Genomic DNA, 14,666 nt, shown 5'->3' with positions numbered 1-14,666 from the left:
GTTATTCGATATGGTCGACAAACATTCTTCTACAGTCAGATGTCGCATCTCCCAAATCGTTTTCAATATTCCTTTTTTCTCTTGTTTCATATCGATTTCCTTGTGTTAACCAGCGCAACAATTTCGTTTTCGCCATACCAAATAACCAAAATCTTCTCCTGCATAAGGATATTCATGTAGTGATCCCCAAAGCGTCGTGCTATGACCAAAAGCATGGCATCCATCTTCCCCGCCGCTGGCAGTTGGAATGGGATTGATCATTTGATAGCGGTAACGGGATTTTGGAATGATAGGTGATGGATATTGATAACAAAGTGTTGGACTATTTTGACCGATACTATCCCATAACAGGCCTTCACGGTGCATTTTGTAAGTCATACGTTCTGTCATTAGGGTGCTTGCTTGTACCCCGCCAATGTGTTCCTGCACCACACCATTTAACGGATACATGCTGCCTTGTGATCCTGCACACCAAAACAAGGTATCAATTGGAAGACCAGCGAGCGTTGCGATACTATCGGCGCTGCATGCAGCTTGAGCAATCATGTTTCCAAATAATAACGCTTCTGGATTGAGTAAAAAGGTCAACTCATCGTCATGCCAGGTAGGATCAAGTTCTGTGAGATAAGCAATATCTAAGTCACCTTTCTCAACACAGAATAAATCGGTGAGAATGTTCAGCCAATACATTAATGGGAATTTGTACCAATGAACATAATAAAAGCTTCCTCCTTGTGATGGATCGCTATTATCTACTTCACCATCTGCACCGAACTGTCCTGATGCAAGCTGAAGGCCACCTAAGTTCACCATACAATATGGATGTCGAGTGACATCTACCAAAGCAACAGGTTCCCAAAATCCCAAACTAATACCAATGCGTACGCCCGCTGGAACCATAGGACAAGTGCAAATTGGGAGTGATGGGTTGGCAGTATCGGGCTGATTCCCACTAAAAACATTGGCATTTCCAATAGTGATAGGGAACAAACAACTCCAGCAGATATCAGTGATGGGGTTTGCAAATTTTCCGTGACAAAGATTGCCTGAGTATGAAAATGTCATAACAAGACATGAGATAAGCATAAGAAAGAAATTGACCAATCTCATATCTTCATCTCCATCACACGCAGTACAGTTTCTTCCTGATAAACTATTGCTGGCACATGCGTAATACCAAAACGTGAAGTCAACTTTCCAGACTGATCAAAATAAATAGGCTTCTTAAATCGCTTTTCTTGATCCAAAACAGAGCCATTTATCAAAATCAATTTATTTTTTCCATTTAATTTCTTATTTTGTTCTAAAACCCATTTCACTTGGGTTTCATCATCACTGTCGTAAAAAATTAATGTCTTAGTGATGGTAATAAAATTGAGTGGGTTCACTCTTGTGCCTGCTACCGCAATCATTTTTCCATCTAGTGAAACAACATTATGGTCAAGCACAATGCTGGGATCATATTTCCAACTTTTGGTTTCTCGCGCACGAGTGATACCTACAACACGTGGAGGTCTATCTCTATAGGAAATCGCTGATTGAGTTGCACGATTTTGCAAGACTTGCCATTGCCCATTTTTTTGAATCTGTTCAATTCGTGATTGAATAAAATCCAAAAAATCTATTTCTAAAATAGGATAAGTCTCACCCATCACGCCTAAGTCGTTGGCATAAGTTGCTTTTGTGATAAATGCACACATGATCAATACAGAAATGACAGACAGTTGAATAACCCCCCTCTTTGCACTCATGCATTTTCCTCCTTGAGTGCCTTTTGCATGTTGTCGTAAGCAACCTTTACTTTTTGTCTGTATTGCAAATTGTGAATAGGAGTTGCGGAATGATAATTACCAACGCCTTGCCAGCCTTCTCCCTTTGCCAGTCCTTTTGCTAAAATCCAGGTAGCTGTATGCACATTAATGCACGGGTCAAATTGCAAATCATTTTTTGTAATTCCATATTTTGTTAACTGGGATAGCCGGCTTGAATTAACCTGCATTACGCCTAAATCATAGGTACCATTTTTATTTCTAATGGCCGCTCCATTCCATCCATTCTCAATTTTCATCACCGAAACAATAATGGTGGCCGGAACATGAAAGGTTTGCGCTGCATGATTAATACATTCTAACGGCACACCGTGAAATATCATTGCGACATCCCCTTTTTCACTCTATTGACTATTTCTTGCGTATAATCTTTTTCATTTGATATCACTGCTTCCGTTAGCAAGATCGTCACATGTTTTTCCTTTGCGATCTTGTTGATAGCTTGTGTCAATTGCTGGCTAAATGATGTCACCCTCTGTTTCATCTCTTCTTGAGAAAGGGATTGTTTTGCTGTTTCACGTATGAAGCTATCCTGTAATGCAGTCAGGTTGACTGTAGCAACAGCGGTCGCTGTGCGTTGTATAAAGACAAATTGAACCAATAACGCTCCTACCACGCCAAAACAGATGTGAGTAAGCACCTGCATTGTAAATTCTTTATTGATAATATTTTTAAACATGATTGAATTGCCTCACCACTTGTTCGATAGAATCACGCAATGTCATTCCACTGCTTACAAGGCGATTAACAGCTTCAAATTCTTCGCCTTTCGTGGAATATAAAATGCGAGAATAAGGATCAAAGATAATTCGATGTACGGACATACCTTCTGGACTCTTAATGACACATTCAGAAAAATCTTTGGTAATCTTCAGAGACTTGAGTAACCTCTCTGTGAATCCATCAATATCCATAATTTTTTCTTGTTTTAACTTATTGATGGCTTCATCTGTTTGCCCCAAAATAATTTTAAAATCAGAGCAATCAAATGCGGCTTTTGACATACGATTACCGTGAAAATCAGCGACAGAATGCGCAATCGAAATAAAATTACCGCGATGTTTTGGTGCTGTGCGATAGCCCGCTTCTATAAATTCAGCTTGCGATTTGTCATTACTATTTAATTGCTTCCATGCTTCATCAATAATGCAGCTTTTAATTTGTGAACGATCGCCACGATACATGGCTTGTGAAATGAGAAAGATCAACATTTGCATGATGATGCGCTGCAAGTCTTTTTTACTATCCAATGCTTGTAATTCAAGGACAATAAACGGATTGTTAAAATTGATCGTGCAATTTCCTTCAAAAAATCTCGCGTAACTTCCTTGACTTGTATAGCTAAACAATAAGTGAGAAAGATTTTGAGCGACAGGTTGTGTATGTTCTGCTAGCCATTCTGCTATGATTGTAATAGTAGATTGATTACCTTTCTTTTCCCACGCTGCAATAATCGCTTTTTCCAAAAAGTTGATTTCTTCTTCCGTTGCACCCGTCACTGGACGCGCCATACTCGCAAGCAGTGGTTTTAGTAACTCCATTGATTCATTAATATTGGTTATGAATGTAAATGGGTTTAAACAAATATTTGTCTCTTCACTAAACTCAATAAATTGACCACCAAATTGTTTACAGGTTTTTTCGTAGGATTTACCAACGTCAATAACCCATACACGGCCACCCGAACCTAAAATGGCATTGATGTATTCATTTGTTAAAGCTGATTTCCCTTTACGTGGAGCGGCAACAATGACGATATTAAAATTACCTTCGTTATCAAACGGATTCCAAAGTGCTATTTGTCCACGCCTTCCAGGTAATAATAGGCTAGGCGTTTTGCTTCCTTTCCATTCTCCTTGTAATGGTGCAACATTAATGGCATTAAATGCGGTCATTGTTTTTAGCCGACCAAAGTATTTCATGTCATCAAAGAGACCCTCTGTCATAACCATAGGGAGAGCTGCAAGCCAGGATTGCAGTTGCAAATAAGATTCTTTGCGGAGCTTCCATCCGTTTGCACGATAAAGATCACGTAAACGTCTTTCACAAAATTTTGATTCTTCTGGTTTTGAAAATAAAATTACTTGATAAAATGTTTTGACGAGCGCATCACCCTCTCTTAACCGTTGACGTATAAAATCCCAATCATGAAATTCTTCATTGACTGATTTTTTGAACTTGGCAAGTGGGCTTTTTGCATTTGACTCTCGATTCATTGATTTAATGCCATCTGACATTTTCTTTTCTTCGTCTGTTTTGCGCAGCGAAAAGCTGATTAAAAAAGGACAAGGAATTTGCAAGGTTGCATTAAACAGCTGGCCTAAATTTTCAGATGTGCGCCATTGGGTAGGCTTTCGTGGATATTCACGCACGGTTAAACAATGCACTTCTGCCGATTCGTTTTCAGATGTAAATAATAAAGAATTAGGTTTAACTCTCAGCTGCCATTCAGGATCGGTTAACTGGGTAGATAATCCATCAAATTCATTCCAGCGATCATCATGCGGATAAAGTTGTCTCGTTGGCGTTATGATATCGGAAAATGTTGATATAAATTGTTGCGCATCAATGACACGACTACCAATATTGATGGATTTTAATGAACTTTCAATATCATCTCTTAATCCGATTAATTCACTGGAATCCTTTTGTTTTTTTGTCGCTGACACCACAATAAAAGCACGAAAATTTCTTATTAATAAAGACCCAAACCCGCTTAAACTTTCAAATGCCCCGCGTTTTAAATAATCTGTTCTTTTTTTCGCTAACCATGAAAACGTTTCATCTTTTGATCGTGCCAATTCAAACGCATCCAAAATAGGTGCAATTTTGGGAGATGCCCATAATAAAAATTGCATATCGACATGCGCAGGCAATATATCGGTAATGATACTTGTTAAAATATTTTCAATTTCTTCACTTGATCCTAAAAGCGGAGTCGTTTCCAAAATAAACCCTATGCTTTTCTTATTAAAGAAAAGTGATGTTTCAGAATCAAACAATTCATAAGGTAATAATTTTGATATGAAGTGATGGTCAAAGAGCGTTGAAAAGCGGCGACGGTTCAAAGACTCATCCTTTTTTTGATAAGACTCTTCACCCATTAAATGTGCAATTTTATTGCCTAATTTTTCACTCACATCACGGATTTTAGTCAGCATGTCACCTTCCTCATTTCTCAAAACGAGCGCACTGTTTTGACCGGCTTCCCTATCCAATGACCACCTTTCATAATGGCGTAGATCAAGCTGTCTTGATGATAATTGCCATCCGTATCCTCATAAGGCGCAATCCATATTCTTTGGACTGTCTCACCATATCGAATAGGTTGACCTGGTATAAATGTCGGCGCTGGCGGAAATGATTGAAATTCAGCACCATCAACTAAGTTCGTTTTTGTTTCCTCCCTGACATCCATCTGCGTGCGTCCACGAATCTGACCGCTATCAACCATGCGATTGATTTGATCTAAACTCCTACAGTTCACACCCGCTTTATTGGGGCAATCAAAGCTGGAATTCGTGGTACACGCAGAAAGAAGGCCAATATTAATTAACACAAATATCACCATGACAAATCGTTTCATTGCATACCTCCTGATTGGCCGTTACCAACCCATCCCATGTTTTTTTCATTCTGTTTAATGCGTTCAAGCTCACGCTCACTCAAGGTCAATCCCGTTGAAGTTTGCTTTGTAGTAATAGGAAAAAGTTGTGAAGATTCGTTTTTATCGTCGCCATTGTTTTCATCATGTGATCTTCCATCCAAATAAAACCCTTTTAAGAAAACCACATCTACAGGTTGTCCAGCTGATAGCTGAATAACGGGATGGTATTGCTCTGCTCGTCTGATGTTGTAATCTGCTAGTTTTTCCATGGCGTTCGATGCACCTTGTGCAGCGCCATATTTGAAGATGTCACCATTGTTGACCGTTTGAGTGGAGCCAAGCGGTGATATAGAAGTCGTGGTATACGTTTGAGAAATAGCACTGCCTAAGCCAGACAATGTGCCAGCAACAGCAGCACGACCCAAGAGCGCTCCTTCACGCCACACAGGATTGCCACGCACACCATTTTTAGCATCCATGCCAAAAATGGTGCCTTCAACTTGTTGCTCAACAATTTCCCCATTGGGAAAAGTACAACTCATACGCTCTAAACGTATTTGGCCTCGTTCAGATGAAATGTCACCCACCACGGCTGCTGTTACGACACAATCTTTTAAATGGCTTTTTTTATGATTTGGCAACGTACCATCGGCAACGATTCGGAATAACATGGGTGATGGGTTCGCCTGTGATTGCACACCAGCTGAGGCATCCGCTGCCCCTAGCATGATTGCTTCAGCAAATGTGCCAGCAGGAACAAAGGTTTCTGGATTTTTTTTATGGAAAATATTATTTGATTTTAAATTAAGAACATCATTATCAATGCCAATAGATTCACTGTCTCTGACAGCTGACTGGCCATCTCTAAATCTCGCTCTTGCGCCAGGTACAGTCGAAAATACTTGTCCTTGATAATTATTTTCGCCCTGTATAGCTTGATTTTGCGTCGCTATTTTATTGTTAACCATTTCCTTCAAGTTTTGAATTTCTTGTTGCATTGCTTGAAATCTGGGATCACTCTCAAATGATTTTTGTGATTCGCCGTTTTTAAGTTGTGTCATTTCATTTTTTAATTCTGTGGTTTGCTTCTCCTGTTCTTTTAATTTATTTTGCATGCGCTCAGTCCAAACAGATTGCGCATTGACTTGCTCAACGGGACTAGAAAATGATGCCGCCTCTTCTTTTTTCTTTGCTATTTCATTGGTGGCATTATCATCCATGAAATAATAGATTCCAAATCCTAAGATCACTGCACACCCTGCTAATATAAGCAAATTACGATGCTGTTTAATTCTTGTTTCTTGGGTAGTTGAGATATAGTCATCAGTCATGGCTAACTACCCTATACAGATTAATCTGCGCTTTTGGTGGGATTTCAATCGTGTCTAAACTAATAGCACGTGTACCCGTTTTATAAAATTCACGTTCATCAATTTGAAGTGGGATCGCACATCTATTTTTAATTTCGTATATTTCACCTTGCAAATTTAAACCTTCATAAATGGTTTTAAGCTTGATATCTAACTTATTCCCAAGTCGGTAAGTTGTCTTACTATCAACTTCACGAATTGCATAACCTTCTGGCATAACGCCATTCTTCATCGCACGTATGAGATGCTTAATCGTCAACTCATAGGGTTGAGCTTCTTCAAAACGAGCAGCGCGTTCATGCCCTACCCCTTTAGGCACTAGCATCAGCGTTTCAGATGGAGAGGAAGTGGGATTTAATAGCAAGGTAAAGTGTCTACCTAGTTCGGTATCAATCAAAATAGTAAAAGCACGATCTTGATAAAGTGACGTTGGCTGAATATAAATTTCACCGTTTTTTTCGTCATTTTCTCGTGTATAGGCACCTTTCAATCCTTTTACACTCTTGATACGATCGCCTTGCACGAAAATTCGGGTCACATCAACAGAGGATATTTTTGCGGTGGTTGTTTCATTATCAACAACGCTTCTTATCTGCAACGCATACACATTACTGGTTAGCAATAAGAAATTGATGAATATGAGAGGCCATTTAATCATGTTTCACCTCTTCAAATGATTTCAAAAAAAGTCTGCCTGAGTGATAGCTATAGGAAAGTAAATAACGCACATGTTTTGCAGGAACAGCAACATCACCAACATAAGATTTTAAGTCACCTTCAATGATTGCTTTCAAATTCTTTTCGTTTGTTTTGATATCAGTCGTTGGGAAAAAAGCCATACTAATGTGTTGATCAGTTATGCGATCAGCTTCTTGTACTAATTGAGAGTTTAACTGACCATAAAAATTCGGATCGGTGTAACGTAAGAGTGTTTCTCTTTGAATACTTGCACTTTCTGGCGTGATATTAAGACGTAACATTGCAAAAAATCTCGTCATTTCTGATAGATAATCACGTGATACATGTTGAGATGAAACCCAAAAACTCTTATCAATGCTTGGTGGGACGAGAATTATTTTTTCTCTCCCAATTAGGACAAACATTAATATGCCTTGAATTAAACAAACTAAAATCAGTCCAAAAGCCAACATCATGTAGCCGTTTCTCTGTGCCAGCATTTTTTCTAATTGGCTTTTTGCAATCGAAAATTTCATAACATCTATCCTAAGTATTCACGAATGTAGGAAGGCGGTGTCACTTTAAATTGAATAATGTCTGGCAAATACCAGTATGCGAGATGGACTAAATAAAAATGTCCTTGCTCACCTTTAAATTTTTTAATGAGTGTTAATCCACCAATACCCAACATGAATCCCAATACAATTTGATGAAAAATAAATCCGATAACCAAAATTGGAACTATCAACAAAATCAATTCATCAATCGTTAATATGTAAATTCGAAAAGGCTCATCTAATGATTTTGGAAGATAATATTTATCCATGATTTAACCTCCTGCTAATTTCACTAATGCAGTGATAAAAATTGCTACGCCTAAAACGGAGAAAAATACAAACGGCTTTTTCGTATAAGCAAATGAAGCTAAACTGACACCGCCGTCTATCCAATAAAGCCAGTTACGACCTGTTCCTTTCATCGTGTCTTTTATATCTGAATCAGTACCAGCTAATAAATCCGCTGCAAAAACATGGTTTGAAATTAGAACCATCATAACTATCAAACCTAATATGACAGCTAGCCTGATATGAGGATCATTTGTGATAAACGTTTTTTTCAGCAATACATTTTTCATAAAAATTTCCTTGACGTTTTTTAGAAGAAGTTGGATGGCATTTTTTAATTTCGTGCCAACGAAATTCTGATTTGCATGGATATTGATGATTACCGCAAAGATAAAACTGTGCCGGATGCGTATTAGTAGCTGGTATTTCTTTGACGCTTAATTTATTGATCGGTTTATTGCAAATGTAAATTGTCTTGTGACAGCCTGATAAACAAACAGAAAAAACGACAATAAAAAATATTTTAATAAAAAAGTTATTAACACTTGTTGCTGCCCTAATACAGGTGTTTTTATACAGGTAAATATAGGTATATATAGAGCACAAGAGTGTTTCAGCGTATTTCCAAGAGTGTTTCAGCGCAAAATTACCAGAAAAGCAAGAGTGTTTCAGCGTGGATAACTTTGTTAGCCTGTGAATAATGTGGATAAATTTCATATCACATTACTCCTGTTTTACGTGAAATATGAGACCTGCTTGGCTTTAACATGATTCCATCATCATGTGTTTCGATATTTGCTTCTTTGTACATAGCTGTGACAATACGAAGTGATCTTAAAAATTCTCTTTTAAAATCTCTTAATCCTTGCTTTGAATCTGCATAATTTGAACCAAATTGGTTGCTTAACAAGTTCCATGAGATAAGGGAAGATTTTTTAAGATATGAAAATCGATACGTCAGCCAAACGTATATGTCGATTTGCAAAGGTGAGCGACGCAATGCTTGAAACATTCTGAAATCAATCGGAACAGGACGATTGATAATTTCTTTAAAGAAATCTTCTGCTAATATGACTGTTAATTGCTGATCTTCAGCGGAGCCACTTTGTAGGGGCTGCCACCATAATTCAAATGAACGAGCTACTAAAAATTGATCTGCCTTGCAAACACCTTTCTTATTGTTTTGGTATACACAGGACACATGCGTTGAAAAAAGTCTGAGCATCTGTTCACGAAGACGTGTAGCATCTCCTCTCACTCCACCACTTTGCGATAATTTAAGTGTGCTCAAGAATTCAGAAAAACTTTTGCCTAAATGTAGTACGGGTGAATTTTTAATTTTTGCTTCACGTGTCATCCAAGCAAGCGCAATGCGCGGTAATGATCCATATGGCAATCCCCACTTTGGATTGCCAATCATAGTTAAAGTGAAGTCACCATTGGTACGTTGAAAAACGTGGCCTTTAGGTTTGCTATGTGGAAGAGTTGCTATCACCATAGCGCGCGCCATATATGCAAGCATGCCTACTTCTTCCGCGCTTTCAGCTTCAATAGCTAAACACTCTGTCACAAGTTTATCGATTCTTCTTTGAGACGCAGGCTTTGCAGCTCCAATTGCAGAACGCTGGGTTTTCTTATTTTTCATTTCATAACTCCATGCAATCAGGGCAGGAGTGACAACCCACACGCGATTAGATAGAGTAACGCGTGGGGAAAACGCAAGCACAGCGTAATCTGCCCCATCTTAGAGCTAACCAAGTTGGCGCTTGGTTAGCTCCCTCAAAACACTAAATTTCCCATCTTCACAAAGTAATAGTATTATGTATAAAATAATACTAAAAATTAGTATTTTAAATTACAATACCATATATAAATTATATAAAATACTAAAATTTAGTATTTGTCAATAATTACAATTTGCATTTTTTTATTAAGCATTTAGACTTAAGTTATGTTCAATTAGGGCTCAAACAGTTATGTCATTAACTCAAACAAGCGGGGCAAGAATTAAATTAGCTAGAAATATGCTTGGATTGAGCAGAAAGGAATTAGAAGAACGCTTCCATATTAGTGTTAACACTCTTCAAGCATGGGAATCTGATAAAAATACTCTTACTGATAAAGGGGCTAGGAAATTAAATAGCGTATTTATCAAATTAGGGCTTTTGTGCACAGAAGATTGGTTGCTTACGGGAAAAGGACAAACCCCAATTCTACTACAGGATATTTCAACTTTGCCAAACGAAATGAATGAAGATATTTGTATTTTACGGGAGATCGAAGCATTTAAAGCCATTAATCCAAACCCTGTTGTTGTAATCATCAATGATGATGGTATGGAACCAATTTATTCTATAGGTGATTTTGTTGGTGGCAATAAAAAAGCAGATCTCCACATCGAAAGTTTGATTGGTGAAAATTGTATCATTGAAACCTTTCAAGGTGATACGCTGGTTAGAAAACTACTGAAAGGTACTAAGGAACAACTTTACAATCTAGTTTGTATTAACATCGCCACTCAACTACAACCCATTATACCTGATGTAAAAATTCGATCTGCCGCGAGAATTGTTTTACATAGAAAAAAAGAAGATTCAACCAATAGAGACGAAGGTAAAAATGTCTATATCAAATCTCGATAATTTATTTACCCATAAAATTCATGTAAGAATTGATGATATGATTTACGGACATCATTTATGTCATAGTAAATTTATAAATCTCATACATAATACACGAGCATTATTTCTGAAAAAGCATAATCTTTCTGAAGCAAATTGTTTTGGTTATGGACTTATTATGCTTAATTTGAATATCGATTATATTAATCAATGTTTTTTTGATGATATGTTAGAAATCAGCCTGAATATCGATAAAATTGAAAAAGCAAAATTTTTATTAACATATTCAGTTTTTAATCGTACTTCTAATAAATTAGCAGCTAATGCAACTACATTGATGGGGTTTATGGATATTGAGAAAGGAAAGTTAAAAAGAGTCCCCGTCGAATTTTTAAATTTAATAAATAATATTTCAAATAATAATTAAGAGTATTTAGCATGATACATACAATAGAAAAAAAATTAATCATTGTTAATCGCGAGGCTAAGCTCCATAGGTATACAAATGAATCTTGCATTGATGCAGCTAATATTTTTCATAATATTGAAAAAGCAATTGGTTGTACTTATTTAATTTACATGTATGAAAATTTAGTAACCAATGAAAAATTTGTATATTCTTCTAACTGGGAATGGCAGGATTTATTAATAGGAGAAAAACTGATAAATCATTGTCCTATATTTTCAACAGCTTTTAATTATCTTGAAAAAAGGAACAGCGGACATATTTTCGTTCCCTGGCACTTGTCTCCGCCATCTACCAGAGAGGAGCGTAACGTCTGTGGGTTAAGATCAGAATTTAATATTGCTCATGGATTCGGGTATGGCGCAAAAGGAAATGGTGCTAGAGAAACTTTAGCTTTTGGCGGTGATGCAAAAGATTCTAGTTTTTATAAAAACTTTATTGCCAGTCCAAATATTTTTTATGACACATTATGCAAAATGCGATTGGGAGTCCTATTGAAAGATCACGAAAATAAACGCATATTTAATTTAATTAAAACGGAACAGTAATTTTAAATTGTTAAGCCACCATCAACGACAAATGCTGTACCAGTAGTAAACGATGATTCATCAGAAAATAAATAAACTACCGCATTGGCAATTTCTTCTGGCTTAGCCATTCTGCCTATTGGCTGGCATGCTTCAAATCTGCGTTTTAACTTTGGGTTTTCTTGACAAATAGCCTCTATCATAGGAGTTTCAACAAATGCTGGGCATATAGCATTAACTCGTATGTTTTGCTTTGCGTACTCCAAAGCTACAGATTTTGTTAATCCAATAATTGCAAACTTACTAGCCGCATAAGCTGTCATTCCAAATCCATTACCAACCAACCCTGAAGTTGATGACATATTAAGGATGTTGCCCTTTCCATTAGACAACATGTGCTTGATAGCATTTTTCATACAATACCAGGAGCCTTTTAAATTTGTATTAATAACGCTATCCCAATTTTCTTCTGTCGAATCAGCGAAAGATGCAATCTCACCGTCAATTCCAGCATTATTGAATAAGCAATCTATTTGGCCAAATTCGGATATAGCTAAATCGAATAAATTCTTAACATCATCTTTATTTGTGACATCACACTTTATAAACTTGGATTTAACAGCATAAGTAGAAACTTCTTTTATTGCTTGCTCGCCTTTTTCCTCGTTACGCCCAGATATTATTAAATTAGCACCATTTTCTGCTAGCTTAATTGCTGATGCCTTTCCTATCCCTGAAGTTCCGCCTGTAATTACAATATTTTTCCCACTTAATCTTTTCACATCTATGTTCCTAATCTGCATTGCTAGTAAATAAAATAAGACTGAATTATCAACATCCGGGTTACATTGTCAAACCTTAAGTCTGATTTTTCTAACACTCAATATTCTTCAATAGGCTATGGAATTTTGTTAATATCTATGTTAATAACATATATCGTGGATTTATCATGCAGAAAATCTGCCCTCTTTGAACTCAACTAAATAATATTTTGCGAATCAAAATAACAACTACCCGCTTTTATGCTGCGATAAATGCAAGCCCATGCTTATCTACTAAATTAAGTAATTTTAATGCTATCCCACTCGGATGCTTTTGACCCTGCTCCCATTTCTGTACAGTAGAAGAACTGGTATTAAGATAAGCAGCAAAAACAGCTTGACTAGCTTTGTTACGTTGACGAATTCGTTTGATCTGAGTAGGACTATAATTCTTTACAGGTGGCAAACATAACATATCAAATTCACGCATCGTTTGCTCACCCATCACACCTGCTTCATAAAAGCCTTGAGCAGTTTCATGTATTGCTTCTTTTAAGCTTTTACCCTTCATATTTCACCTCATATAACTTACCATCTTTTATCAATTTATTGAGCTGCTCATTAGAATATTGTAGCAACTCTTTTGCAAAAACCTTGGCAATCTTTAACTCTTCATCGCTAATTGTCGCTTTCTCGTTTTTAGCAAAACCGAAAATAAAAAAAGCTTTTTCTTTAGCTTGATAAGCAAGAATGCTACGCGAGCCGCCTCGCTTGCCTCGGCCTGGTAACGCGATCCGTTTCTTATAAATATGCCCACCTAAATCAGCGTCAATTAAACCTTGCTCCATTTCTCTTATAGCTTGTCGCAATTGACTGTCTGTCAGTTTTTCCTGTTTTGCCCATTTAGCAAAAACAGGGGTTTTAAAGATGCGCAATTCAAATCCTTATTATAAGTATAGCACTTAGTGCTATAATAAGAGCATACTAGGTACTCTAAGTCAAGCAATGATCGTATATTTGAACCGTTAGAACCCCATCCTGTATTTGTCACTTGATCCTGTAAACGTCACATTTTAAAGAATAATTTCCCTGTAAACGTCACATTTCGCCCCTGTAGATGTCACACCAAATCCTGTAAACGTCACATGAAATCCTGTTATTGTCACACAAGTTGGCTATAAACCGATTAAAATCATATAGATACCAACGCTAAACATAATTAAACTTGTTAAACATATAACAAACTGTTTAGTTAGTTTTTCTTTAATTTTCAAGCAAAAAACTCTTTAACATGTTAAAAAGCATATGTTATGCTTTTTAACAATATAGGATATTGTTAAGGATGTTACAGATGACAAAGATTGTTGTTAATGCCACACACAAAGGTGGCGAAGGTAAAACCACAAACTCAATCATGCTAGCAGAATATTCTGCGCTAATTCTCAAGTTAAAAACTCTAATTATTGACCTCGACCCTCAGGCTAACTTTTCCGGTCGATATGCAAAAATGGAATATGATCCGGCCTATAAAGGCGGAAAAATTCCTCCTCTACACCCTGATTATGAGCCGGAGGTCGATACAGACTGGAATGGTAGAAGCGGTATCGCTAATATTTTCTACGGCGAAGAAGTTATTCCATATCCTACTGCTATCCCAAATCTGGAACTATTACCCGCCCACTCAATGAAACTGCAAGAAGCAGAAGCAGTTACAAAAAATGAGGTATTAGAAAAAGTTCATTTGCAGCTCAAAAGATTTCTTGAATTAGAAGCTGTGCAGAACAACTATGACATTATCATTATCGATACACCGCCATCCAAGGGACCACTAACTATCGCAGCAATAAAAGCAGCAACACATCTTGTTATACCAGCACAAATGGAACAATTTTCAATTGAAGGTATCTACGGAATGTTACAGCTTTGGAAGCAAGAGTCTTATAGTAGATCAAAAGAAAATCA

Annotated in this window: 19 protein-coding genes; 4 read left to right on the top strand and 15 right to left on the bottom strand. The window is 37.0% G+C overall.

The window, feature by feature from the left end:
• Positions 1-105 precede the first annotated feature (105 nt).
• The 12 genes from traU to AQUSIP_RS11850 form a co-directional block, all read right to left on the bottom strand.
• Positions 106-1,110: a conjugal transfer pilus assembly protein TraU gene (gene traU / locus AQUSIP_RS11905; RefSeq protein ID WP_114835003.1), complete on the bottom strand. Its 1,005-nt coding sequence runs from the start codon at positions 1,108-1,110 to the stop codon at positions 106-108.
• Positions 1,107-1,751: a type-F conjugative transfer system protein TraW gene (traW, locus tag AQUSIP_RS11900; RefSeq protein ID WP_114835002.1), complete on the bottom strand. Its 645-nt coding sequence runs from the start codon at positions 1,749-1,751 to the stop codon at positions 1,107-1,109. The genes traU and traW overlap by 4 nt, the downstream gene beginning before the upstream one ends.
• Complete coding sequence (locus AQUSIP_RS11895) at positions 1,748-2,152, bottom strand: lytic transglycosylase domain-containing protein (RefSeq protein WP_114835001.1); 405 nt, start codon at positions 2,150-2,152, stop codon at positions 1,748-1,750. Before AQUSIP_RS11895 ends, traW begins: the two co-directional genes overlap by 4 nt.
• On the bottom strand, positions 2,149-2,508 hold the full coding sequence (locus AQUSIP_RS11890) for a TrbI F-type domain-containing protein (protein ID WP_114835000.1): 360 nt from the start codon (positions 2,506-2,508) through the stop codon (positions 2,149-2,151). Before AQUSIP_RS11890 ends, AQUSIP_RS11895 begins: the two co-directional genes overlap by 4 nt.
• On the bottom strand, positions 2,501-4,990 hold the full coding sequence (gene traC / locus AQUSIP_RS11885) for a type IV secretion system protein TraC (protein ID WP_114834999.1): 2,490 nt from the start codon (positions 4,988-4,990) through the stop codon (positions 2,501-2,503). Before traC ends, AQUSIP_RS11890 begins: the two co-directional genes overlap by 8 nt.
• Positions 4,991-5,007: 17 nt before the next feature.
• Positions 5,008-5,415 carry a type IV conjugative transfer system lipoprotein TraV gene (gene traV / locus AQUSIP_RS11880; protein WP_114834998.1) on the bottom strand — a complete coding sequence of 136 codons (408 nt, stop codon included), beginning with the start codon at positions 5,413-5,415 and terminating at the stop codon, positions 5,008-5,010.
• Positions 5,412-6,767 (bottom strand): TraB/TrbI/VirB10 family type IV secretion system protein, encoded by a 1,356-nt coding sequence (locus AQUSIP_RS11875; RefSeq protein WP_114834997.1) that lies wholly within the window; start codon positions 6,765-6,767, stop codon positions 5,412-5,414. Before AQUSIP_RS11875 ends, traV begins: the two co-directional genes overlap by 4 nt.
• The gene (gene traK / locus AQUSIP_RS11870) at positions 6,760-7,464 is read right to left on the bottom strand and encodes a type-F conjugative transfer system secretin TraK (protein WP_114834996.1); all 705 of its coding nucleotides are present in this window, start codon (positions 7,462-7,464) and stop codon (positions 6,760-6,762) included. Before traK ends, AQUSIP_RS11875 begins: the two co-directional genes overlap by 8 nt.
• On the bottom strand, positions 7,457-8,020 hold the full coding sequence (traE, locus tag AQUSIP_RS11865) for a type IV conjugative transfer system protein TraE (RefSeq protein WP_114834995.1): 564 nt from the start codon (positions 8,018-8,020) through the stop codon (positions 7,457-7,459). Before traE ends, traK begins: the two co-directional genes overlap by 8 nt.
• 5 nt (positions 8,021-8,025) lie before the next feature.
• Positions 8,026-8,310 carry a type IV conjugative transfer system protein TraL gene (traL, locus tag AQUSIP_RS11860; RefSeq protein ID WP_114834994.1) on the bottom strand — a complete coding sequence of 95 codons (285 nt, stop codon included), beginning with the start codon at positions 8,308-8,310 and terminating at the stop codon, positions 8,026-8,028.
• Between the two features lie 3 nt (positions 8,311-8,313).
• A complete protein-coding gene (locus AQUSIP_RS11855; protein WP_114834993.1) occupies positions 8,314-8,619 on the bottom strand; it encodes a hypothetical protein in 306 nt (101 codons plus the stop codon).
• Between the two features lie 428 nt (positions 8,620-9,047).
• Positions 9,048-9,974, bottom strand: coding sequence for a replication protein RepA (locus AQUSIP_RS11850; protein WP_114834991.1), 927 nt, complete (start codon positions 9,972-9,974; stop codon positions 9,048-9,050).
• 331 nt (positions 9,975-10,305) lie between these two features.
• On the opposite strand from AQUSIP_RS11850, the gene AQUSIP_RS11845 reads away from it, so the two are divergent.
• The 3 genes from AQUSIP_RS11845 to AQUSIP_RS11835 are packed head-to-tail and all read left to right on the top strand — an operon-like array spanning position 10,306 to position 11,964.
• Positions 10,306-10,971 carry a helix-turn-helix domain-containing protein gene (locus AQUSIP_RS11845; protein WP_114834990.1) on the top strand — a complete coding sequence of 222 codons (666 nt, stop codon included), beginning with the start codon at positions 10,306-10,308 and terminating at the stop codon, positions 10,969-10,971.
• The gene (locus AQUSIP_RS11840; RefSeq protein WP_114834989.1) at positions 10,949-11,377 is read left to right on the top strand and encodes an acyl-CoA thioesterase; all 429 of its coding nucleotides are present in this window, start codon (positions 10,949-10,951) and stop codon (positions 11,375-11,377) included. The genes AQUSIP_RS11845 and AQUSIP_RS11840 overlap by 23 nt, the downstream gene beginning before the upstream one ends.
• A gap of 11 nt (positions 11,378-11,388) precedes the next feature.
• The gene (locus AQUSIP_RS11835; protein ID WP_114834988.1) at positions 11,389-11,964 is read left to right on the top strand and encodes an autoinducer binding domain-containing protein; all 576 of its coding nucleotides are present in this window, start codon (positions 11,389-11,391) and stop codon (positions 11,962-11,964) included.
• Between the two features lie 2 nt (positions 11,965-11,966).
• Here AQUSIP_RS11835 and AQUSIP_RS11830 read toward each other — a convergent pair whose 3' ends face one another.
• The 3 genes from AQUSIP_RS11830 to AQUSIP_RS11820 all read right to left on the bottom strand — a co-directional run bounded on the left by AQUSIP_RS11830 (position 11,967) and on the right by AQUSIP_RS11820 (position 13,639).
• Positions 11,967-12,725, bottom strand: coding sequence for an SDR family NAD(P)-dependent oxidoreductase (locus AQUSIP_RS11830; protein ID WP_170131856.1), 759 nt, complete (start codon positions 12,723-12,725; stop codon positions 11,967-11,969).
• Between the two features lie 238 nt (positions 12,726-12,963).
• Positions 12,964-13,275 carry a helix-turn-helix domain-containing protein gene (locus AQUSIP_RS11825; protein WP_114834986.1) on the bottom strand — a complete coding sequence of 104 codons (312 nt, stop codon included), beginning with the start codon at positions 13,273-13,275 and terminating at the stop codon, positions 12,964-12,966.
• The gene (locus AQUSIP_RS11820; protein ID WP_114834985.1) at positions 13,265-13,639 is read right to left on the bottom strand and encodes a type II toxin-antitoxin system RelE/ParE family toxin; all 375 of its coding nucleotides are present in this window, start codon (positions 13,637-13,639) and stop codon (positions 13,265-13,267) included. The genes AQUSIP_RS11825 and AQUSIP_RS11820 overlap by 11 nt, the downstream gene beginning before the upstream one ends.
• A 416-nt stretch (positions 13,640-14,055) precedes the next feature.
• Between AQUSIP_RS11820 and AQUSIP_RS11815 the strand changes: the two genes are divergently transcribed.
• The coding region (locus tag AQUSIP_RS11815) for a ParA family protein (RefSeq protein WP_172621987.1) at positions 14,056-14,666 on the top strand (611 nt) is incomplete at its 3' end.

Source organism: Aquicella lusitana (genome assembly GCF_902459475.1).
GTDB classification, from domain to species: domain Bacteria; phylum Pseudomonadota; class Gammaproteobacteria; order DSM-16500; family DSM-16500; genus Aquicella; species Aquicella lusitana.
This window is presented reverse-complemented; position numbering and strand designations above follow the sequence as displayed.

Coding starts and splice junctions, on each gene's coding strand:
- AQUSIP_RS11855 (WP_114834993.1), bottom strand. CDS start 8,619: ATGAAAAATGTATTGCTGAAAAAAACGTTTATCACAAATGATCCTCAT.
- AQUSIP_RS11835 (WP_114834988.1), top strand. CDS start 11,389: ATGATACATACAATAGAAAAAAAATTAATCATTGTTAATCGCGAGGCT.
- AQUSIP_RS11845 (WP_114834990.1), top strand. CDS start 10,306: ATGTCATTAACTCAAACAAGCGGGGCAAGAATTAAATTAGCTAGAAAT.
- AQUSIP_RS11875 (WP_114834997.1), bottom strand. CDS start 6,767: ATGACTGATGACTATATCTCAACTACCCAAGAAACAAGAATTAAACAG.
- traV (WP_114834998.1), bottom strand. CDS start 5,415: ATGAAACGATTTGTCATGGTGATATTTGTGTTAATTAATATTGGCCTT.
- traC (WP_114834999.1), bottom strand. CDS start 4,990: ATGCTGACTAAAATCCGTGATGTGAGTGAAAAATTAGGCAATAAAATT.
- traW (WP_114835002.1), bottom strand. CDS start 1,751: ATGAGTGCAAAGAGGGGGGTTATTCAACTGTCTGTCATTTCTGTATTG.
- AQUSIP_RS11895 (WP_114835001.1), bottom strand. CDS start 2,152: ATGATATTTCACGGTGTGCCGTTAGAATGTATTAATCATGCAGCGCAA.
- AQUSIP_RS11825 (WP_114834986.1), bottom strand. CDS start 13,275: ATGAAGGGTAAAAGCTTAAAAGAAGCAATACATGAAACTGCTCAAGGC.
- AQUSIP_RS11890 (WP_114835000.1), bottom strand. CDS start 2,508: ATGTTTAAAAATATTATCAATAAAGAATTTACAATGCAGGTGCTTACT.
- traL (WP_114834994.1), bottom strand. CDS start 8,310: ATGGATAAATATTATCTTCCAAAATCATTAGATGAGCCTTTTCGAATT.
- traU (WP_114835003.1), bottom strand. CDS start 1,110: ATGAGATTGGTCAATTTCTTTCTTATGCTTATCTCATGTCTTGTTATG.
- traE (WP_114834995.1), bottom strand. CDS start 8,020: ATGAAATTTTCGATTGCAAAAAGCCAATTAGAAAAAATGCTGGCACAG.
- AQUSIP_RS11840 (WP_114834989.1), top strand. CDS start 10,949: ATGTCTATATCAAATCTCGATAATTTATTTACCCATAAAATTCATGTA.
- AQUSIP_RS11850 (WP_114834991.1), bottom strand. CDS start 9,974: ATGAAAAATAAGAAAACCCAGCGTTCTGCAATTGGAGCTGCAAAGCCT.
- traK (WP_114834996.1), bottom strand. CDS start 7,464: ATGATTAAATGGCCTCTCATATTCATCAATTTCTTATTGCTAACCAGT.